Origin of the sequence: Citricoccus sp. K5 (assembly GCF_902506195.1) — a bacterium.
In the GTDB taxonomy this organism is placed as follows: Bacteria; Actinomycetota; Actinomycetes; order Actinomycetales; family Micrococcaceae; genus Citricoccus.
Genome location: NZ_LR732817.1, coordinates 2,793,997 through 2,812,570, shown reverse-complemented (window position 1 = coordinate 2,812,570; position 18,574 = coordinate 2,793,997). Strand labels below are relative to the sequence as shown.

Annotated in this window: 18 protein-coding genes; 13 read left to right on the top strand and 5 right to left on the bottom strand. The window is 69.3% G+C overall.

Annotated elements, in window-relative coordinates:
* Positions 1–5: 5 nt before the first annotated feature.
* Both BOSE125_RS12630 and BOSE125_RS12625 read right to left on the bottom strand, forming a co-directional pair.
* On the bottom strand, positions 6–1,004 hold the full coding sequence (locus BOSE125_RS12630; RefSeq protein WP_159553047.1) for an MDR family oxidoreductase: 999 nt from the start codon (positions 1,002–1,004) through the stop codon (positions 6–8).
* Positions 1,005–1,207: 203 nt separating this feature from the next.
* Positions 1,208–2,209 carry a LysR family transcriptional regulator gene (locus tag BOSE125_RS12625; protein ID WP_159553045.1) on the bottom strand — a complete coding sequence of 334 codons (1,002 nt, stop codon included), beginning with the start codon at positions 2,207–2,209 and terminating at the stop codon, positions 1,208–1,210.
* A gap of 71 nt (positions 2,210–2,280) precedes the next feature.
* Between BOSE125_RS12625 and BOSE125_RS12620 the strand changes: the two genes are divergently transcribed.
* Positions 2,281–3,411, top strand: a complete 1,131-nt coding sequence (locus BOSE125_RS12620; protein ID WP_236557980.1) for a YeiH family protein — start codon at positions 2,281–2,283, stop codon at positions 3,409–3,411.
* Between the two features lie 24 nt (positions 3,412–3,435).
* Here the strand turns inward: BOSE125_RS12620 and BOSE125_RS12615 are convergent, their stop codons facing one another.
* Positions 3,436–3,639 carry a hypothetical protein gene (locus BOSE125_RS12615; protein ID WP_159553043.1) on the bottom strand — a complete coding sequence of 68 codons (204 nt, stop codon included), beginning with the start codon at positions 3,637–3,639 and terminating at the stop codon, positions 3,436–3,438.
* A 234-nt stretch (positions 3,640–3,873) separates the two neighbouring features.
* Between BOSE125_RS12615 and BOSE125_RS12610 the strand changes: the two genes are divergently transcribed.
* The 8 genes from BOSE125_RS12610 to BOSE125_RS12575 are packed head-to-tail and all read left to right on the top strand — an operon-like array spanning position 3,874 to position 12,742.
* The gene (locus BOSE125_RS12610; RefSeq protein WP_159553041.1) at positions 3,874–4,848 is read left to right on the top strand and encodes a transporter substrate-binding domain-containing protein; all 975 of its coding nucleotides are present in this window, start codon (positions 3,874–3,876) and stop codon (positions 4,846–4,848) included.
* Between the two features lie 17 nt (positions 4,849–4,865).
* Positions 4,866–5,840 carry an amino acid ABC transporter permease gene (locus BOSE125_RS12605; RefSeq protein WP_201301198.1) on the top strand — a complete coding sequence of 325 codons (975 nt, stop codon included), beginning with the start codon at positions 4,866–4,868 and terminating at the stop codon, positions 5,838–5,840.
* Positions 5,840–6,709: an amino acid ABC transporter ATP-binding protein gene (locus tag BOSE125_RS12600; protein ID WP_159553037.1), complete on the top strand. Its 870-nt coding sequence runs from the start codon at positions 5,840–5,842 to the stop codon at positions 6,707–6,709. Before BOSE125_RS12605 ends, BOSE125_RS12600 begins: the two co-directional genes overlap by 1 nt.
* A gap of 8 nt (positions 6,710–6,717) precedes the next feature.
* Positions 6,718–7,860: a CapA family protein gene (locus BOSE125_RS12595; RefSeq protein ID WP_159553035.1), complete on the top strand. Its 1,143-nt coding sequence runs from the start codon at positions 6,718–6,720 to the stop codon at positions 7,858–7,860.
* Positions 7,857–9,098, top strand: coding sequence for a CaiB/BaiF CoA-transferase family protein (locus BOSE125_RS12590; protein WP_159553033.1), 1,242 nt, complete (start codon positions 7,857–7,859; stop codon positions 9,096–9,098). The genes BOSE125_RS12595 and BOSE125_RS12590 overlap by 4 nt, the downstream gene beginning before the upstream one ends.
* The gene (locus BOSE125_RS12585) at positions 9,095–10,246 is read left to right on the top strand and encodes a 2-hydroxyacyl-CoA dehydratase family protein (protein ID WP_159553031.1); all 1,152 of its coding nucleotides are present in this window, start codon (positions 9,095–9,097) and stop codon (positions 10,244–10,246) included. The genes BOSE125_RS12590 and BOSE125_RS12585 overlap by 4 nt, the downstream gene beginning before the upstream one ends.
* The gene (locus BOSE125_RS12580) at positions 10,243–11,526 is read left to right on the top strand and encodes a 2-hydroxyacyl-CoA dehydratase family protein (RefSeq protein ID WP_159553029.1); all 1,284 of its coding nucleotides are present in this window, start codon (positions 10,243–10,245) and stop codon (positions 11,524–11,526) included. Before BOSE125_RS12585 ends, BOSE125_RS12580 begins: the two co-directional genes overlap by 4 nt.
* Complete coding sequence (locus tag BOSE125_RS12575) at positions 11,519–12,742, top strand: MFS transporter (protein WP_159553027.1); 1,224 nt, start codon at positions 11,519–11,521, stop codon at positions 12,740–12,742. The genes BOSE125_RS12580 and BOSE125_RS12575 overlap by 8 nt, the downstream gene beginning before the upstream one ends.
* Here BOSE125_RS12575 and BOSE125_RS12570 read toward each other — a convergent pair.
* Positions 12,739–13,332: a MarR family winged helix-turn-helix transcriptional regulator gene (locus BOSE125_RS12570; RefSeq protein WP_159553025.1), complete on the bottom strand. Its 594-nt coding sequence runs from the start codon at positions 13,330–13,332 to the stop codon at positions 12,739–12,741. The genes BOSE125_RS12575 and BOSE125_RS12570 overlap by 4 nt on opposite strands.
* 102 nt (positions 13,333–13,434) lie before the next feature.
* On the bottom strand, positions 13,435–13,917 hold the full coding sequence (locus tag BOSE125_RS12565) for an acyl-CoA thioesterase (RefSeq protein ID WP_159553023.1): 483 nt from the start codon (positions 13,915–13,917) through the stop codon (positions 13,435–13,437).
* 155 nt (positions 13,918–14,072) lie between these two features.
* Between BOSE125_RS12565 and BOSE125_RS12560 the strand changes: the two genes are divergently transcribed.
* The 4 genes from BOSE125_RS12560 to BOSE125_RS12545 all read left to right on the top strand — a co-directional run bounded on the left by BOSE125_RS12560 (position 14,073) and on the right by BOSE125_RS12545 (position 18,573).
* Entirely contained in the window at positions 14,073–15,500 is a 1,428-nt protein-coding gene (locus tag BOSE125_RS12560) for an aminomethyl transferase family protein (RefSeq protein WP_159553021.1), read from the top strand.
* A 312-nt stretch (positions 15,501–15,812) separates the two neighbouring features.
* Complete coding sequence (locus BOSE125_RS12555; protein ID WP_159553019.1) at positions 15,813–16,577, top strand: GntR family transcriptional regulator; 765 nt, start codon at positions 15,813–15,815, stop codon at positions 16,575–16,577.
* A 36-nt stretch (positions 16,578–16,613) separates the two neighbouring features.
* A complete protein-coding gene (locus BOSE125_RS12550; RefSeq protein ID WP_159553017.1) occupies positions 16,614–17,582 on the top strand; it encodes an ABC transporter substrate-binding protein in 969 nt (322 codons plus the stop codon).
* Positions 17,583–17,640: 58 nt separating this feature from the next.
* Complete coding sequence (locus tag BOSE125_RS12545) at positions 17,641–18,573, top strand: ABC transporter permease (RefSeq protein ID WP_159553015.1); 933 nt, start codon at positions 17,641–17,643, stop codon at positions 18,571–18,573.
* The last annotated feature ends 1 nt before the right edge of the window (position 18,574 follow it).

Here is an 18,574-nt window from a genome sequence, read left to right as displayed (position 1 = left end):
CCGGCCTAGCGGTTGACGTCGACGACGGTGCGCCCGCGCGTGCGTCCGGCCAGGATCCGCTCCGCGTAAGGGATGGTGTCCTCCAGGCCGATCGTCGTGGTCATCTCATCCAGTTTCTCCAAATCCAGCTCCGCAGCCAGCGCGTTCCAGGCCCGTTGCCGCAGTTCTCGCGGGGCATTGACAGAGTTCGCGCCGGTGAGCGTGACGCCGCGCAGGATGAAGGGCGCGACGGAGGTCGGGAGGTCCATTCCCTGGGCGAGGCCGCACGCCGAGACCGTGCCGCCGTACCGTGTCTGCGCGAGGACGTTGGCCAGGGTGGTGCTGCCGGCCACGTCGATGGCCCCCGCCCACCGCTCGGACTGCAAGGGCTTGCCCAGCTCGTCGGAGAGTTCGTGGCGGTCGATCAGGTCGGCGGCGCCGAGGCTGCGGAGGTAGTCGCCTTCCTCCTCGACGCGTCCGGTGGAGGCCACCACGCGGTAGTCCCTGCCGGCCAGCAGGGAGACCGCCACCGAGCCGACCCCGCCTGCGGCGCCGGTCACCAGCACGTCACCGGACTCCGTGGTCACCCCCGCGTCCTCCAGATGCAGCACGGAGATCATCGCGGTGAAACCTGCGGTGCCGATGGCCGCGGCGCGTTCCGGGCTCAGCGACTCGGGCAGCTTCACGAGGGCGTCCGGCCGGACCCGGGCTCGGGTGGCGAAGCCGCCGTGGAGGGACTCGCCGATGCCGTCCCCGTTGAGCACCACCGTGTCTCCGGCTGACCAGTCCGGGTCCTCGGAGCGGGTCACCGTCCCGACGATGTCAATCCCCGGGATGATCGGGAAGCTCTGCAGGATGCCCCGGCCGCCGCCGTCGATGGCCATGCCGTCCTTGTAGTTGTAGCTGGAGTAGAGCACGTCCAGCTCCACGGTGCCGGATTCGCCGACGCCGACCAGCAGCTGGTCCTCCATCACCTCTTTGACCTCTGCCTCGGCGCCTTTGGCTGCCACGATCACTGCGCGCATGCGTTCTCCTTCGTTCGATACCGGTTGCTCTTCCCCACTCACGGTACGGAGGAGCACCGCCGGACGCCATGGACCCGGGGCAGCTTTCCCGCCGATCCTGGCTATTCCCGGTGATCATGACCGGGAATAGTCAGGATCACCGGGAATCTTGCGAGGGGTAGGTCAACGACAGGGCTAAAGCCGCAGCGGTGGGTAGCAGGCATTCATCTTCCCCGGCCACCACCCAGGGCGACCTCGAGGAACTCGGCAGCCGTGCCGCCGTCGGGCAGCCGGCCCCGCCAGACGGCCTGGAGGATGCGATCGAGCCGTGGCCCGCGCGTGGGGATCTCGGTGAGCTGGCCGGAGCGCAGGTAGCCCTCCACGGCCAGACGGGACAGGACGGCGGGGCCGATGCCCTCCACGACGGCCTGGCAGATCGCCGAATTGCTGTTGAGCTCCACGAGCGGGGCGAAGCGGTGGTCGTCCACGAGGCGGTCGAGGAAGGCGCGGGTTCCTGACCCCTCCTCTCGCTCCACCAGGGCCGTGGTGGCCAGTTCGTCCGGGTCCAACGGCTCGGTGCGGCGGGCCCAGGGGTGTCCCGGTCCGGCGACGACGACCAGCTGGTCCGTGAACACCGTGACCGCGCGCAGGTCCGCCGGCAGGTCGGGGGTCTCCACGAAGCCGAGCGCCACTGTTCCGGCGGTCACCGCTTCGATGACGTGGGCCGAGTTCATCACCCGCAGCTGGGTCGCCACGCCCGGCCGCCGTGCCCGGAACGCGCCGATCCAGCCGGGGAGCAGGTGTTCGGCGATGGTCATGCTCGCCCCGATCGCCAACTCCTCCTGCCCCCGGTGCGCCAGGGCGTCAGCCCCCGCGGACAGCCGGTCCACGCTATCCAGCACCTCGCGCGCCCACTCCACCGTCAGCACGCCCTCCTGGGTCAACGTCGAGCCGCGGGTGGACCGGCGCAGCAGCGTGTAGCCCAGCCGCCGCTCGAGCGTCCTCAGGGAACGGGAGGCATTGGACTGTGCGATCCCCGCCGCCCGCGCCGAGGAACTCAGGCTCCCGTGATCGGCGACGCCCACCAGCAGTCGCAGCATGGTCAGGTTCAGCCACGAGTCGATGTGCGGGGCGTGGGACGGAGGATGTGACGGGGCATGCTGTTGGGCATGCTGCGGACCAGGCAAGTGGCTCTGTTGAGGGTCATCCTCTGCTGCGGTGGGCATATCAGTATCATATGGCCGTGTTGGTCAGGCGGGGGCTACTGCAGGTCCGCCGGTGCTGGAATCGTCAAAGGATGCCCTTTCCTGACAGCACCGGAACCCGCCCCGCAGCGCCCATGCCGACTCCCGAGGTCAGCAACGAGCGTGGACCAACCCCCGCGGCGCGGCAGAAGGCACGGCGGGGCTTCCGCCGGTTCCCGACGCCGGCCCTGCCCGGCCTCGCCGTCTGCTTCGCCGGGGCGGGGCTCGCCTGGGGGTTGGCGCAACTGCTGCCAGGCATCAGCCCCCTGCTCGTGGCGATCCTGGCCGGAGCCCTGTGGCGAAACCTGGCCCCGGTGCCGGCGGTGCTGGCTCCGGGCGTGGCGATCTCGGCCAAAAAGCTGCTGCGAACGGGGATCGTGCTGCTCGGGCTGCAGGTGTCTCTGACCTCGGTCCTGGACCTGGGCTTCGGCGTGCTGGCCGTGGTGGTGGCGTCCGTGGCCGTGACGTTCTTCGGGACACTGTGGATCGGCGCCCGCCTGGGGATCTCGCCGGCCCAGCGGTTGCTGATCGCCTCCGGGTTCTCCATCTGTGGCGCGGCAGCGGTGGCCGGCATGGACGGGGTGGCCAAGGCCAAGGAGGAGGAGGTCGCCACCGCCATCGCCCTCGTGGTGCTGTTCGGCACCATCATGATCCCGCTGGTGCCGTTCCTCGGCGGACTGCTGGGCCTGCCGGAGGGAACGCTCGGGATCTGGATCGGGGCCTCCACTCATGAGGTCGCGCAGGTGGTGGCCGCCGGTGGGGCGGTGGGCGGTGGCACGCTCGCCATCGCCGTGACCGTGAAGCTGGCCCGCGTGCTGATGCTGGCGCCGATGGCGGCCGGGGTGTCGATCCACCAACGGCGGCAGCAGCGCCGGGCGGTCACGGCTGGTGAGGCCGAAGCGACGAGCCGGGCCGTCAAGCGTCCGCCGATCGTGCCGCTCTTCGTCCTCGGCTTCGTGGCGGCCATGCTCCTGCGGACCACGGGCGTGCTGCCCGAGCCGGTCCTGGGCGTGGGCCAGGTCCTGCAGACACTGCTGCTCTCGGCGGCGATGTTCGCCCTGGGCCTCGGGGTGCACCTGAAGAGCCTGATGCGGGTCGGCTATCGGCCGGTGCAGCTCGGGTTGCTCTCCACGGTGGTCATCCTCGGGATCTCGCTGGGCGGGATCGCCGCGCTGGGGCTGTAGCGGCCGACGTCGGGCCCCGGTGGCTCAGTAGTTCTGCGGCGGATCTGACGCGGGGAACGAGGCCCGTCCCCAGTCGTCCGCGCGGGCGTCATCGTGCTCATGCCGGGCCTGGGCCTTCGTGGCCTCCGCCATGAGCTGGTCGGCCACCTCCGCGTGGGTGCTGGTGGCCTCGGCGGTGGCGGTGGACGGGGTGGTGCTGGTCCCGGGGCCAGCCTTCGGGTCGCTCATGACGTCTCCTTTCGACTGCTTCCATCATCGGTCTCCCGGCGCCGCGGCGCACGGGTTCATCTCCGCCCGGTCAATTGGTTGAGGATGCGCATCGTTGAACTATCCCGCCTTCAGGGGAGACCCGGGCTGGCGGCCGCGCAACTCTGCTCCCTTGGGGCTGACGAATATCAAGCGACATGATATTCTCGTCACACATTCCACCCGTGATGCACCTCACTTACTTGGGAGATCGCCATGAAGTACAGCCGTCTCGGCACTGCAGCCCTCGCTGGTCTGACCGTGCTGGCCCTCGCCTCCTGTTCCTCGTCGGACGCCGGCGTCGAATCCTCCGGCGAGGATTCCGCGTCCACCGCCGCCGGTGGGGTCAACACCGAGGCCCCGGCGTACGACCTGCTGCCGGAGGACATCAAGTCCGCCGGGGGCATCACCATCGCCGGTGACACCCACCCGCCGTACCGCACCCTGCAGGAGGGCGGCGAGATCACCGGCATCGACCCGGACATCCAGGAGGCCCTCTCCGAGCAGCTGGGCGTTCCGTTCACCATCCAGACCTCATCGGGACTGGATGCCATGCTGACCGGCATGCTGTCCGGCCGCTACGACGCCTTCAACGGGCCGGTCCGCACCACCGCCGAGCGGGAGGAGGACTTCGACGCCGTGGTCTGGATGACCACCCGGACCTCCTACCTCTACCTCAGCGAACGCCAGGACGAGCTGGGCGAGTCGGAGGACCTCTGCGGCGCCCGGGTCGCCGGCGTCACGGGCTCGGTCACCGAGAGCCAGTTGGAGCGCTACACCGAGTGGTGCGAGGGTGAGGGCCTCGAAGCCCCGGAGTTCATCGGCCTGGAGGACACCAACTCCACCATCCTGGCCGTCCAGTCGGACCGCGCGGACTACGCGGGCACCACCCAGACTGCGGCCCTCGACATCCAGAGCCAGGACGAGGGCACCTTCGACTTCCTCGTGCAGACGGACGAGCAGGGCGCCGGCGTGGACCAGCTCGCCATGTTCCTCCCCAAGGACAACGAGCTCGCGCCGGCCATGCTGGCCGCTTTCGAGGGCATCTTCGAGAACGGTGAGTATGACCGGATCATGTCCGAGTGGGAGCTGGACGACGTCACGGTGGAGGCTCCGACCCTGAACCCCATGACCGAGCAAAAGTCCGAGCAAGAGTCCGAGCAAGAGTCCGAGCAAGAGTCCGGCGAATGACCCTATCGGAGACCCCTATGTCCCCCTCCGCACCATCCACAGCCTCCACACCGTCCGCCCCCGCCGTGCGCACCGACGCCGTGGACGTGGCCCAGGCCCGCCCCCGGGTCAGGCCGCTGCGCGTCCTGGGCACCGTGGTGCTGGTCCTCGTGGCCGTGGGCATCGGATCCTTTCTCGTCACCAACGAGCGGTTCGAATGGCCCATCGTCGCGGAGTACCTCTTCAACCCCAGCGTGCTCCTCGGCCTGGTGACCAGTGTCCTGCTGATGGTGGTGGCCATGGTGCTCGGCACAGCGTTGGGCACCGTCCTGGCCGCCGGCCAGCTCAGCGACTACTGGCCCGTGCGCGTGGCCTGCATGGCCTTCGTGGGCTTCTTCCGCGGGGTCCCGCCCCTGGTCCAGCTGATCTTCTGGTTCAACCTCGCCTACCTGCTCCCTCGGATCTCCGTGGGGGTGCCGTTCGGGCCCGAGTTCTTCAGCTGGTCCACGAACGACATCATCACGCCGTTGACGGCGGCCATCATCGGCCTGTCCCTGCACGAGGCCGCCTACATGGCGGAGATCATCCGGGCGGGCATCCTCTCGGTGGACCAGGGCCAGCATGACGCCTCGGCGGCCATGGGCTTCAGCAGGTGGCACTCCTTCACCCGGATCGTGCTGCCGCAGGCCATGCGGGTCATCATCCCGCCGACCGGCTCCCAGGTCATCGCCACCCTCAAGGGCACCTCGCTGGTCAGCGTCATCGCCATGGGGGACCTGCTGCACGCCGTGCAAGTCATCTACAACCGCACCTATGACGTGGTGCCCATGCTGATCGTGGCCGTGATCTGGTATCTCGTGGCCGTGACCATCCTGACCTTCTTCCAACGCAAGGTCGAGGACTACTACAGCCGCGGGGCCACGCGTACGGCGCCCAAGGCCACCGCAACCCCCGTGCCCGACGCCGGCCGGCCCGGTGCCGCTGCGGAGATCCGGAACCAGGAGAACCAGTGATGAACGAGACCCAGACCGCCTCCACGCCCGGGGCTGCGCGAACAGCGGGCGCAACGGGCACAGCGGCCGCGGCGGGAGGCCGGAAGGCCGGGCCCGTCCTCGAGGTCGTCAGCCTGCGCAAGCACTTCGGGGACCTCGTGGCCCTGGACGGCATCGACCTGACCGTCAACGAGGGCGAGGTGGTGGCCATCCTCGGGCCCTCGGGCTCCGGCAAGTCCACCCTGGTGCGGTGCCTCGACCAGCTTGAGACGATCGATGGCGGAGCCATGTACCTGGACGGAGAACTGCTCGGCTTCGAACAGGGCCGCAGTCTGCGTCCGCTGACCGATGCCGGGGTCCGCGCCCAGCGCCGCCGGATGAGCATGGTGTTCCAGCAGTTCAACCTGTTCCCGCACTGGACCGTGCTGCGCAATGTCACCGAGGCCCCCATCGCGGTCCACGGGGTCCCGTCAGCCCAGGCCAAGGCCGCGGCGCGGGACCTGCTGGCCAAGGTGGGCCTCTCGGACAAGGAGGACGCGTACCCGCGGCAGCTCTCGGGCGGCCAGCAGCAGCGCGTGGCCATCGCCCGGGCGGTGGCCGTGGAGCCGCGGGTGCTGCTGTTCGACGAGCCGACCAGCGCCCTGGACCCGGAGCTCATCGACGAGGTGCTGCAGACCATGAAGGCCCTGGCCGCCACCGGCCGGACCATGGTTGTGGTCACCCACGAGATGGAGTTCGCCCGCGAGGTCGCGGACCGCTGCGTGTTCATGGCCGAGGGCCGGGTCATCGAGGATCGCCCCGCGGACGAGTTCTTCCGCGCCCCGAAGACGGACCGACTGCGCTCCTTCCTGGCCCGCTCGATGCGGGCCAACGACGAGCGGCAGGGATGACGACGGGCATGGCACTGACCACCACCATCATGGCCACCGGGGACCTCGTCCTGGAACGGGAGGACGCCACCTCGCTCCTCGCCGCCGTCGCCCCGGTCCTGGCGGAGGCCGATGTGGTCATCGGCCAACTCGAGGTGCCGCACACCGAGGCCACCGCCACGATGTCCTCGGACGTGCCCGCCCTGCCGGCGCCGCCGTCCGCGCTGGACGCGGTGGCCGGTGCGGGCTTCGACGTCCTCACCCTGGCCGGTAACCACGTCTACGACTTCGGTGGCGAGGGGATCGAGGACACCCGGCGGCACTGCCGTGACCGGGGCATGGTGACCACCGGCGCCGGCGGTGACCTGGAGGAGGCCTGGCAACCGGCCGTCGTCGGGCACCAGGACCGTCGGATCGCGGTGCTCAGCGTGAATTGCGTGGGCCCCCGGGAGTCCTGGGCCGGGAGCGGCAAGGCCGGTTGCGCCTGGATCGAGGTCGTCACGCACTATGAGCCGCGGGGTGCCAATCCCGGCGGCCCGCCGCGGACCTACACGTTCGCCGAACCCCGGTCCCTGGCGGCCTTCTCCGACCGGGTGGCCGCCCAGGTCGGCGAGGGGACAGACGTGATTGTCGCCCTGCACCAGGGGCTGGTCCACCAACCCGTGGACATCGCGCAGTACCAGTACGAGATCGCCCATGCCGCGATCGACGCCGGGGCGGTGGCCGTGATCGCCCACCACGCCCACATCCTCAAAGGGATCGAGGCCTACCGGGGCCGGCCCATCTTCCACGGGCTGGGCAATCTTGCCACGGTGACGCACGCCTTGGGCGGCCAGCCCGGAGACTCGCCCGAGCGGATGGCCTGGGCCCGGGAGCGGACCCGGCTATTCGGGTTCGAGCCGGATCCGGGCATGCCCGAGTACCCCTTCCACCCGGAGAGCCGGAACACGGCGATCGCCGTCATCACCCTGGAGGCGGAGGGCCGGGTCGGCGCGGAGGTCGTCCCCTGCTGGATCGACGACGACGCCCGGCCGGTCCCGGTGACTCGCACAGGCGGTGGCGAGGCCGTGGGCGGCTATCTGCAACAGATCACCCGCGAAGCCGGCCTGGACACCGTCCTGGCCTGGAGCGGAGACCGACTGACCGTACAACTGGAGGACCATCCCCGATGAACACCGTGACCGCACCGCTCAAGGGCAAGACCGTCATCGACCTGACCACCGCCCTGGCAGGGCCCTACGCGACCCTGCTGCTGGCCGGCCTCGGCGCCCGCGTGATCAAGGTGGAGAACCCCGCCCGGGGTGGGGACTCCTCCCGTAACAACTCTCCCTATGTCACCGAGGACGGACTGAGCCTGCGCCGGACCTCGGATGATGACATGTCCGTCTCGATGATGCTGCGCGGCCGGGGCAAGGAGTCGATCACCCTGAACCTGAAACACCCCGAGAGCCGTCAGGTGCTCTTCGACCTCATCGGCGAGGCGGACATCCTGGTGGAGAACTACAGTGCCGGGGTGACCAAGCGTCTCGGGATCGACTACGCCTCCGTGCGGCACTTGAACGAGAAGCTGGTCTACACGTCGATCAGCGGCTTCGGTGCCGGCCCGGGCAACGGGGACCGCAAGGCCATGGACACGATCGTCCAGGCCCTCAGCGGCGTCATGATGACCGCCGGAGAACCGGGCCAGCCCCCGGTGCGCTTCGGGCTGCCGATCGGGGACCTGTCCGCGCCGCTCTTCGCGGTGATCGGCACCCTGGCTGCCGCGCTGCAGGCCGAGCAAACCGGCGAGGGCCAGCACGTGGACGTCTCGATGCTGGGGGCGCTGACCTCCATGGTGGCTTGCGAGCCCTTCGACGCCCTGGAATCGGTGGGCTTCCCGCTGCGGACCGGGGCCTATGTTCCCCGGCTGGCCCCGTTCGGGACGTTCCGTGCCGAAGACGGCTATTTCGCCATTTGCGCACCCACGGACCAGTTCGCCTCCGGGGTGCTCCGCGCCATCGACCGTCCGGACCTGTTGGACGTCGAGGACTTCGCCACCCGGGACGCCCGCGTGGCCAACGCGGACCGCTTGCACGGACTGATCGCCGGCTGGGCAGCCGAGAAGCCGCTGGACGAGGTGCTGCAGGCCCTGACCCGTGAGGGTGCACCGGCCGCCCCGGTGCGCTCGACCGCCGAGGCCGTCCGGGACCCGCAGGTGGTCCAGCGCGGCGAAGTGGTCCCGCTCGTCCACCCGAAGTTCGGGCACTTCGAGGGGCTCTACGGCTCCGGGCTGCCCGTGGTCTTCTCCGCCAGTCAGACCACTCTGGACGTGCCGGCACCCCACTTGGGCGAGCACACCGACGCGGTCTTGGGCGCCATCGGCTACGACGCCGGCCGGATCGAGGGTCTGCGCGCCGCGGGAGTGCTGTGAGCGCCAGCGCGACGGCGGCGGTACCTGGGACAGCGTCACCTGCCGGCGCGGGGCTCGGGCCGGAGCCGAGGGTCGGCGTGGTCGGCGCGGATCTACCGCGGCAGATCGTCCTGGCCTGTGGGGCCGTGCCGGTGCGGATCCTCGGCTCATGGACCGGCGCGGTCTCCCAGGAGGCCACCGAGCTGCTCGGGGCCACCGATGCCGTGGCGGCCCGGATCCTCGACGAGATCCTCGCCGGCGCCCATGACGAGCTGGCCGGACTGGTGGTCTGCAACGACTCGATGGCGGACCTGCGCGTCTACTACGTCCTGCGCATTCTGGCCGAGCGCGGCCGGGTGCCATTCCCGGTCCACTTCCTGGATGCACCCCGCGGCGGCGGCGACCACCGGCGGCGCTTCGTGTCCCACCAGTACGAGAGGTTAGCGGCCTTCACCTCCGGGGTCACCGGCCACCAGGCCGACGCGACGTCGTTGGCCGATGCCGCGGCGCGCGAAGCGGCCCTGGGCGAGGTGCTCGAGGCGCTGCGGGGCCGGCGTCGGGATCATGCCCTCTCCGGGACCACGGCGTTGGCCGCCTATCGGGCTGCGGCCCAGCTGTCTCCGGAGGACGCTCTGGAGCGGATCGCGGACCTGGTCCGGAGTGCCGCCGAGCCGGTGGAGCGGGACGAGTCCGCCGAGCCAGCCTGCGCGGGAATGCCGGTGTACCTGACCGGCAGCTCGCATCCGGACGCCACCGTATACGCGGAGCTCGAGGCGGTCGGGGCCGTCGTGGTGGGCGAGGACCACGATGCCGGTGATGCCGCCTGGATCGGTGACGCCGTCACCGCCGCCACCATCGAGGAGGCCTGCGATCTCCTGGCCGAGCGGCACGCAGCCCGGCCCCCGGCCGCGGCCCGGTCCCTGTCCACCGAACGGACCAGCCACCTAGTCACGGAGTCGGAACGCTGCGGTGCCGCAGGGGTGGTGGCGCTGGTGCGAGACCTGGACGACGGCCCAGTCTGGGACCTGGCGGACCACCGCCCAGCCCTGGCCGGCCGCAACCTCTGGCTGGTCGAGCAACTCCGGGTGGGCGCGGACGGCGTCCAGAACGCCACCGCCGGGATCATCCGCACTCTGAGCGAATCCGTGAACAGGAAGGACGTGCCGTGACCCAGCCGCGAACGCCGGCCCAGCCGCGAACACCACAGGTCCCCGCGGGGCAGCGGCTCCGCTCGGCCGTGGCCGCCACCCGCCACCAGAAGGAGTGGTTTCAGACGGTGCGCCGCCTCGCGGCCGCCGGTGAGCCGATCGCGCTCGTCAACGCCGACGCCCCGCACGAGGTCTTCCGCGCCCTGGACATCCCCTACGTGGTCACGCAGTGGTGGTCCTCGATCATCGCGGCGAAGCAGGCCGGACCGGCTTCCATGGAGCGGCTGGCCGCGGGCGGGCTGCCGGACTTCAGCCTGCAGTACGACGCCATGCCACTAGGGGAGCAGGACCTGCCGGACGAGGACCGGCCGTGGGGTGGGTTGCCGGCCCCTCGCTTCGCGGTGGCCGAACGCAGTGGGGACGTCACGGCCAAGATCTTCGAGCAGTGGGGCAATCGCCCGGGCACCGAGACCTTCCTGCTGTCCCGCACCGGGGCGGATCCGGTGCCGGACCGGTGGTGGGAGCTGGTGCCGCATCAGTGGGAGCAGGCCTTCGGCACGGAGCGGCTGGACCTGCTCCAGGGCGAGATCCAGGACCTGATCGCCTGGCTCGAGGAGCGGACCGGGCGGACCCTGGACCACGATCGCCTGGCGGAGATCATGGCCCTGGGCAACGAGCAGGCCGAGTGGAACCGGCGCACCCGGAATCTGATCGCCACCACCCGGCCCACCCCGGTGCTCGTCAATGACACCATGCCCGCCGTGATGGCGCCGCAGTGGCAGCGCGGCACCCAGTGGGCGGTGGATGCAGCGCGGAGTCTCTACGAGGAGACTGCCGAGCGCGTGGACCAGGGGGTAGCCGTGTGCCCGGGGGAGCGGAAGCGGCTGATGTGGGTTGGCCGGGGGCTGTGGTCAGACCTCGGCCTGTACACCCGGTTCCAGGAGGAATTCGGGGCGGTGTTCGTGTGGTCCATGTACCTGGCGATCGCCGCGGACGGATACCTTCGGTACGGCGATGACCCCGTGCGCGCACTGGCCGCCAGATTCGTGGGCATCACCGACCAGCTCTACGTCCCGCCGTGGTCTTCCCAGTGGTACGTCAAGGAGGCCCTGACACACGGGGTGGACGGAGTAGTGCACCTGGTGGCTGACGACACTCCGGGCAGCGGATTCATCACCGAGGCACTGGAAGCCGAGGGGATTCCTGTGCTGGAGATCCGGGCCAACAACGCGGACCAGCGGTCGAGCTCGGCCGCCCGGATCCCCGAGCGGATAGCCGAGTTCATCCGGCACCGTGTCTGAACCGGATGAACCCGGCGCGGACGAGGGCTCGGGACCGGCCGGACCGTTCCGGCAGCGGAACTTCTCGCTGTACTTCATCGGCCAGGTCATCTCCAACACGGGAGTCTGGTTCCAGAACCTGGCGCTGCAGCTGGTCGTCCTCAACGCCACGGGCAGTGCCCAGGCCCTGAGCGGCATCACGATCGCGCAGTTCCTGCCCATCTTCGTGCTGGGGCTGGCCGCTGGCCGGCTGGTGGACCGGGTGGCCGCGCGGACCGTGCTGCTGGTGACCTCGCTGCTCTCTGCCGTGGTCACCGCCGCCCTGGCGCTGGTGGTGACCGAGGACCCGAACTTATGGCTGGTCTACGGGCTGGTCGGCGTGCTCGGATCCGTCCAGGCCTTCGAACGCGTCGCGGCGCAGGCGATCATCTTCGAACTCGTGGGCCCGGGGAGCCTGTCCAGTGCTGCCTCGATCAGCACGATCGCCCTGGCGGCCGCCCGCTCCGTCGGGCCGGCGCTCGCGGGCCTGGCCTTCCAGGGACTCGGCGCGGCCCTGTGCATCCTCATCAACTCCGGCGCGTACCTGGTGGTCTTCTGCTCCCGGTGGATGATCCGCCCGGCGGAGCTGCACCAGCGGGAGCAGCACGACGGCGGCGCCCGCCCGCGCGGCCGGGTCCCGTTCCGGCGCGGCAGGGACGTGAACACCCTGCTGGTGGTGAACGTGGTGGTGTCCCTGCTGGCCATGAACTTCGGGCTGGTGCTGACCTCCACAGTGGACCTGAGTTACGGCGGGGACGCCAGTGCTGTTGGCGCAGTGCACACGCTCAATGCCGTGGGTGCCGTGCTGGGAGGGATCCTGGCGGCCCGGCAACGCAAGGTCTCCGTCCGGGCGATGGTTCCGGCGACAGCGGTGTTCGGGGTGGTGCTGGCCCTGAACGCGGCAGCCCCCACCCTGGGGCTCTTTCTGTGCGCCGCCCCGCTGCTGGGGCTGGGCGTGGGCTATTACCAGGGGATCGTCAACGCCGCGGCGCAGGAGTCCGTGGACCCCCGGTTCATCGGGCGCATGATGTCCTGGATGACCCTCGGCAGCTATGGGATGGTGCCGTTCGGCGCAGTGTTCATGGGCTGGTTGATCGATGCCAGTTCCGGGCGGGTGTCCCTGGCGGTGGCCGCCGCGAGCGCACTGGCCTGCACGGTGCTGGTGCTGGTCCGGACGGCACCCTCGGAACGCGGCTAGTCCGCGGGTCCGGCCTGGGCCTCCCGGCCGGCGGAACGCAGGCGGTTCGCGGCCAGACGTGAGGGGACATGCCGGGGACGGCTGGTGATCTGCCGGCGGGAGATGGCATCCGCCTCGGCCTCGTCATCCCCGAAGTATCCACCGGCGAGCTCGCGGGCCGCGTGGTCCAGGACGTCGACGATCGAGTTGCCGAGGTCCTCGCCCATGGCAGCGGTGAGCCGGCGCTCGTGGCGTTGCAGCTCCTGCCCACAGCGTTGCACCAGGTCCCAGCCTCTCTCGGTCAGCCTGACCAGGCGCACCCGCCTGTTCGTTGGGTGGTTGCCGCGTTCCACGAGGCCGAGGTCGATCAACTCGTTCGCCACGAGGTGGGCGGCTTGCGCGCTGACGAAGGTGCGCCGTCCCAGCTGGGCGTTGGAGAGGGGCAAGCCCTCGCCCAGGACCTGGAGGATCAGGAACTGTGACAGCGTGACCCCGTGAGCCAGGGCCAGGTTCTCGGTGAACCGGTCCAGGGCCCGGCTCAGCCGGTAGGCCGTGTAGTTCAGCCGCTCGGTGGCCGGGGCGCCCCGCGGGTCTCGTTCAATCTCAGTCACCCTCATGAGGATATCAAGTCGCTTGCGATTCCTGATGATCCGCCCGATGAGCCATGCTACGCAGGCCGCGGCCGGCGCCGGGCGTCGGTGTCCTGTGCGGCATCAGCTGCGGTTCTGCACCGGCAGGCGGTCCCGGTGGTAGGTGATGTCCGTGTAGCCGTGCGGGACGGGCTTGCCGTCCGGGCCGAGGGAGACGAAGACGATCTTCTCGATGGTGAGGATGACCTGGCGGGTGATCATGTTGCGGACCTCGGCGCGCATGGTCAGGGAGGTGCGGCCGAAGTGCGTGGCCTTCAGGCCCATCTCGATCATGTCCCCCTGCTCGGCCGAGGAGACGAAGTTGATCTCGGAGATCAGCTTCGTCACGCTGCGGTGGTTGCCGAGCTGGATGATGGCGTAGATCGCGGCCTGCTCGTCGATCCAGCGCAGGAGCGAGCCGCCGAAGAGGGTGCCGTTGGCGTTGAGGTCCTCGGGCTTGACCCACTTGCGGGTGTGGAAGCTGACACCGTCCGTGGCCGGGTCGATCGGGCCGTCCAGGCCGATCGTGGGCAGGGCGGCGGTGCGGTCGGTCGGTTCTTCGCTCATGCTCCGAGCGTAGCCCGAGCGCATTGATCGCGTCGGAAGAAGGGTCTCGACATACCTATCGTCATAGGTATATTGTCTGGAGTGAACCTCGTGTGGTGCGGATCACCCCCGTCCGCGCGGTCGCCCCGGCAGTAACCCCAGAAAGGACCGTTTCGATGACCGAAACCGTTGCAAACACCAAGTCCCTGCAGGACGTGCTGGACGCGTCCGGCAACGTGGTTGACCACCTGCGCAATTCCCAGATCGGCGCCTACATCTATCCCGTCGTAGCCCCGGAGTTCTCCAACTGGCGCTCGGAGCAGCGCGCCTGGCGTGAGTCCGCCGTGCTGTTCGATCAGTCGCACCACATGGACAACCTGATCCTGCGCGGCCCGGACGCCATCAAGCTGATCTCGGACACCGCCATCAACTCCGTGGCCAAGTTCCCCGTGAACAAGGCCAAGCAGTACGTGCCCACCACCCCGGCCGGCCACGTCATCGGTGACGGCATCCTGTTCCGCCAGGAAGAGGAGGAGTACGTGTACGTGGGCCGCGCCCCCGTCACCAACTGGATGCTCTTCCAGGCCCAGCGCGGTGACTACAAGAACCTCGAGATCGTCGAGGATCGCCGCTCCCCGTCCCGCCCCATGGGCAAGCCGGTGCACCGCGAGTACTACCGCTTCCAGATCCAGGGCCCGCGTGCCTGGGAGATCATCGAGAAGCTGCACGGCGGCTCGCTGGAGCAGCTGGGCTTCTTCAACATGTCCTGGATGAACATCGACGGCACTCAGGTCCGGACCCTGCGCCACGGCATGTCCGGCGCTCCGGGCCTGGAGATCTGGGGCCCCTACGCCGACTACGACCGCATCCGCGACGTCATCCTGGAGGCAGGTGCCGAGTTCGGCATGCTCGCGGTCGGTTCGCGTGCGTACCCCTCCAACACCCTGGAGTCCGGCTGGATCCCGTCTCCGCTGCCGGCGATCTACACCGGCGACGGCATGATGGCCGAATACCGCCAGTGGCTGGGCGCCGATTCCTACGAGGCCAACAACGCCGTGGCCGGTTCCTACGTCTCCGACAACATCGAGGACTACTACCTCAACCCGTGGGAGCTGGGCTACGGCAACTTCGTGAAGTTCGACCACGACTTCATCGGCCGCGAGGCCCTCGAGGAGATCGACCCGGCCGCCCAGCGCAAGAAGGTCACCCTGGCCTGGGATCCGGAGGACATCAAGCGCATCCAGTCCTCGCTGTATGACACGGAGGGCACCCCCTTCAAGTACTTCGACCTGCCGCTGGCCAACTACGGCTCCTCGAACTACGACGCCGTGGTGGACGCTGACGGCAACGTGGTCGGCGTGTCCATGTTCACCGGCTACTCCGCCAACGAGAAGCGCGCCCTCTCCTTGGCCACCATCAACGCGGACGTCCCCGAGGGCGCCGAGTTGAAGGTCATCTGGGGCGAGCCGGACGGCGGCACCAAGAAGACCACCGTCGAACCGCACGTCCAGACCGAGGTCTCCGCCACGGTCTCCCCGGTTCCGTTCTCCGCCGTGGCCCGCGAGTCCTACCAGGGCGGCTGGCGCACCGGCTACCAGGGCTGATGCTCCCAGCCTGAACGGCCATATCCCCGCTCTGCGGGCGGTCCCCACCGGTGGGGACCGCCCGCAGAGCCCTCAGAACAACGGCGGCGTCCCACCTCTCACAGGTGGGACGCCGCCGTTTTTGGCGTGCCTGACGGCCGGCGGACCGTGGTGCGGACCGCCGCGGCAGTCGCCGGTTCTCACTGCCGGCCACCGGTCCCAGCGCGAAGGTGAGCTTCCGGACACGGCACGGCAACACCGCTGACAAAACCGACACGGCGACGAAACGACTGCCTCGATTCTGCGAAACCTGGGATTTCTAGGGTGAATCGCATGGATACGACCATGGATGGCAGCGTGTATACACCGGTGGATACCCCGTTTCGTGGGGTGACCTCGGGTTCCAATGTCTACCTTCACCTCCGGGAGGACATCCGATCCGGCCTGATCGCCCCGTGGGAGAAGCTGACGGAGAACGGTCTGAGCCAACGCTTCGGTGTCTCCAGGACACCCGTCCGTGAGGCCGTGACCCGACTGACGGCCGAACAGGTCCTCGAGCGGCGGAGTGACGGCCTGTCCCTCTCCATGCCGGACCTCAGGACCGTTGAAGGGCTCTACGAACTACGCATGACCCTGGAGATGCGCGGACTCTCGCGCAGCATCGAGGGACTGACGGGTAACCGGGACACCACCGAACTGCTGTCCCTGCGTGAAGAATGGTCCGCATTGCGGGCCGGCCACCATCCCGATGCCGTCCGGCTGGCCGCGCTCGACGAGAGATTCCACCTGACGTTGTTGCGCAACGCGGGAGAACCCGTCCTGGCCGAGTCACTGCAGACGGTCTGCGACAGGATCCGCGGCATTCGCGTCTTCGGCTACCTCACGGCAGAACGCACGGACGAGGCCGCACAGCAGCACCTCCGCATCCTGGACTCCGTGCTGGACGGGGTCCATGCCGGGGCCATGCAGGAACTGCGTGCCCACATCGAACAGTCTCGCCAGGCCGCCGTGAAGCGAGCCGCCGAGACGTTCGCCGCCTTCCAACTCGCCCGCGACTACCAGTCCGCGGGTGCCGGCCGGCTGCCTCCGGTCCGCTGACGATTCCCCTCCACCCCCTCAGATAGGACAACCACCGTGCTCCATCACCGCCTCCTCGCCGCCACCGGAATCACCGCGATTGCGGCCCTGACCCTGACCGCATGCACCGGCGAGCCGACCTCAGACGCCGCTGCCGCAGAGGACGGTTCCACCGTGGTCACCGTGGCCACGCAGCGCCAGCCGCACCTCTACGCCGCTTATCTCTATGAGGAATTCGGAGACGCGGAGGGCATCACCTTCGAGGTGGTGCCCATGGCCAACTCCACGGACGAACTCAATGCCCTGGCCACGGGGGACGTCGACTTCGCCCTCATGGGTGTCCCCACCGTGATTTCGGGGGTGTCCCAGGGGCAGGATGTCACGCTGGTGGCCAGCGGTGCCGATGGCGGCAGCGGACTGATCGGCGTTGCCGGGATGGCCTCGGTGGAGGACCTGAAGGGGGCGAGGATCGCCCACGTCCCCGGGTCCTCGCAGGAGATCGCCTTGCGGCTGACACTGGAAGCGGCCGGGATCGATCCCGACTCGGAGGTCGAACTGGTCTCCCTGGGCTACGCGGACATGTCCGACGCCCTCGCCCGCGGCGATATCGATGCCTACGCCGGAGCTGAGGTGAACGCCTCGATCTCTCTGCTGGACGGTGCCGCCCGGGTCGCATCCATCTACGAGACCGAGATCGGGATGGTCAACATTGGCTTGGCCGCGTCCGGGTCCCTGGTGGACGAGGATCCGGAACTGGTGCAGACAGTGGTGGACATCCATGCGCAGGCCACCGAGGCGCTCCGGGAGGACGAGGACGCCTGGATCGCCGGCGTGCAGGAGCAGTTCTCCTTCGACCAGGCCGTCCTCGAGCAGGCCGCACAGAACATCTGGCTGCGCTCTGACCTCAGCACCGACTACGTCAGCCAGGTCGAAGCTCTCGGGGAGCAGATGGTCTCCCTGGGGGCCATCGACGAAGCCCCGGCCATCGATGACGTGCTGACCACGGAGTTCGTCTCCGGCGAGTAGCCGGCACCGGCACGCCTGGCCAACAACAACTCTCGACCGACCCCTAGGGAGAACAGACATGACGACAGACGTGGCCACCACGCCCAGACCCGGCACTCAGGACCCGGCCCCGCCGACCGAACTCGGCGCGCAGGTCAGCAGCCTGCCCGGGCGGCGGCCCGGAGCGAGGCGCGCCAGGCGGCGTCCCGGCCTGCTGCTCTCCTGGCCGGTGCCCCTGGTCGTCCTGGGGCTCTGGACCCTGGGCGTCGAGGCAGGATGGGTCCTGCCGTTCGATATCCGACTCGAGCAGTTGCCCCGACCAGCCGATGTCGCCGTGCGCCTGGGGGATCTCGCCGTGGGCGGGATCATCAACGACCCCTTCTCCGGGCAACTCTGGGCCAACGCCTGGGCCAGCCTGGTGCGGGCGATCTCCGGATTCGCCCTGGCGGCCGCCGTCGCCATCCCCCTCGGCCTGCTCATGGGACGGTCCCGTCTCCTGACCGCGCTCCTGGAGCCGACCATCAATGTAGTGAGGCCCATCCCCGTGACGGCCTGGGCGCCGCTGACGCTGCTGATGATCGGGATCGGAGACCGCTCGGCGATCTTCCTGGTCTTCCTCGCCGCCTTCTTCCCCATCCTGATGAACACCGTCACGGCCGTCATGCAGGTGCCCGAACGGTTGAACGAGGCCGCTGCCATGCTCGGCGCTCCGTCATGGCAGCGCCTCTACAAGGTCGTGCTGCCGGCCGCCATGCCGGGGATCGTCTCCGGCCTGAGGGTGGCCATGGGCCTGGCGTGGGCACTGCTGGTGGTCGGTGAGATGACCGGAATCACCGTGGGCCTGGGAGCCATGATCTCGGAAGCCCGTGTGGTGGCCAAGACGGACCTCATCGTCGCCGGCATGGTAATCATCGGCCTGCTCGGCTTCCTCACCGACCGGGCCCTGGTCCTCGCCGTGAAGGCAGTGTTCCGGGGCCGTCCCATCCTCCAAGACTCCAAGGCAGGTTCCTGAG

What these genes read in the sequence shown, in the direction of transcription:
- BOSE125_RS12630 (WP_159553047.1), bottom strand. Translation starts at nt 1,004, where the DNA reads ATGCGCGCAGTGATCGTGGCAGCCAAAGGCGCCGAGGCAGAGGTCAAA.
- BOSE125_RS12625 (WP_159553045.1), bottom strand. Translation starts at nt 2,209, where the DNA reads ATGCCCACCGCAGCAGAGGATGACCCTCAACAGAGCCACTTGCCTGGT.
- BOSE125_RS12620 (WP_236557980.1), top strand. Translation starts at nt 2,281, where the DNA reads ATGCCCTTTCCTGACAGCACCGGAACCCGCCCCGCAGCGCCCATGCCG.
- BOSE125_RS12615 (WP_159553043.1), bottom strand. Translation starts at nt 3,639, where the DNA reads ATGAGCGACCCGAAGGCTGGCCCCGGGACCAGCACCACCCCGTCCACC.
- BOSE125_RS12610 (WP_159553041.1), top strand. Translation starts at nt 3,874, where the DNA reads ATGAAGTACAGCCGTCTCGGCACTGCAGCCCTCGCTGGTCTGACCGTG.
- BOSE125_RS12605 (WP_201301198.1), top strand. Translation starts at nt 4,866, where the DNA reads ATGTCCCCCTCCGCACCATCCACAGCCTCCACACCGTCCGCCCCCGCC.
- BOSE125_RS12600 (WP_159553037.1), top strand. Translation starts at nt 5,840, where the DNA reads ATGAACGAGACCCAGACCGCCTCCACGCCCGGGGCTGCGCGAACAGCG.
- BOSE125_RS12595 (WP_159553035.1), top strand. Translation starts at nt 6,718, where the DNA reads ATGGCACTGACCACCACCATCATGGCCACCGGGGACCTCGTCCTGGAA.
- BOSE125_RS12590 (WP_159553033.1), top strand. Translation starts at nt 7,857, where the DNA reads ATGAACACCGTGACCGCACCGCTCAAGGGCAAGACCGTCATCGACCTG.
- BOSE125_RS12565 (WP_159553023.1), bottom strand. Translation starts at nt 13,917, where the DNA reads ATGAGCGAAGAACCGACCGACCGCACCGCCGCCCTGCCCACGATCGGC.
- BOSE125_RS12560 (WP_159553021.1), top strand. Translation starts at nt 14,073, where the DNA reads ATGACCGAAACCGTTGCAAACACCAAGTCCCTGCAGGACGTGCTGGAC.
- BOSE125_RS12555 (WP_159553019.1), top strand. Translation starts at nt 15,813, where the DNA reads ATGGATACGACCATGGATGGCAGCGTGTATACACCGGTGGATACCCCG.
- BOSE125_RS12545 (WP_159553015.1), top strand. Translation starts at nt 17,641, where the DNA reads ATGACGACAGACGTGGCCACCACGCCCAGACCCGGCACTCAGGACCCG.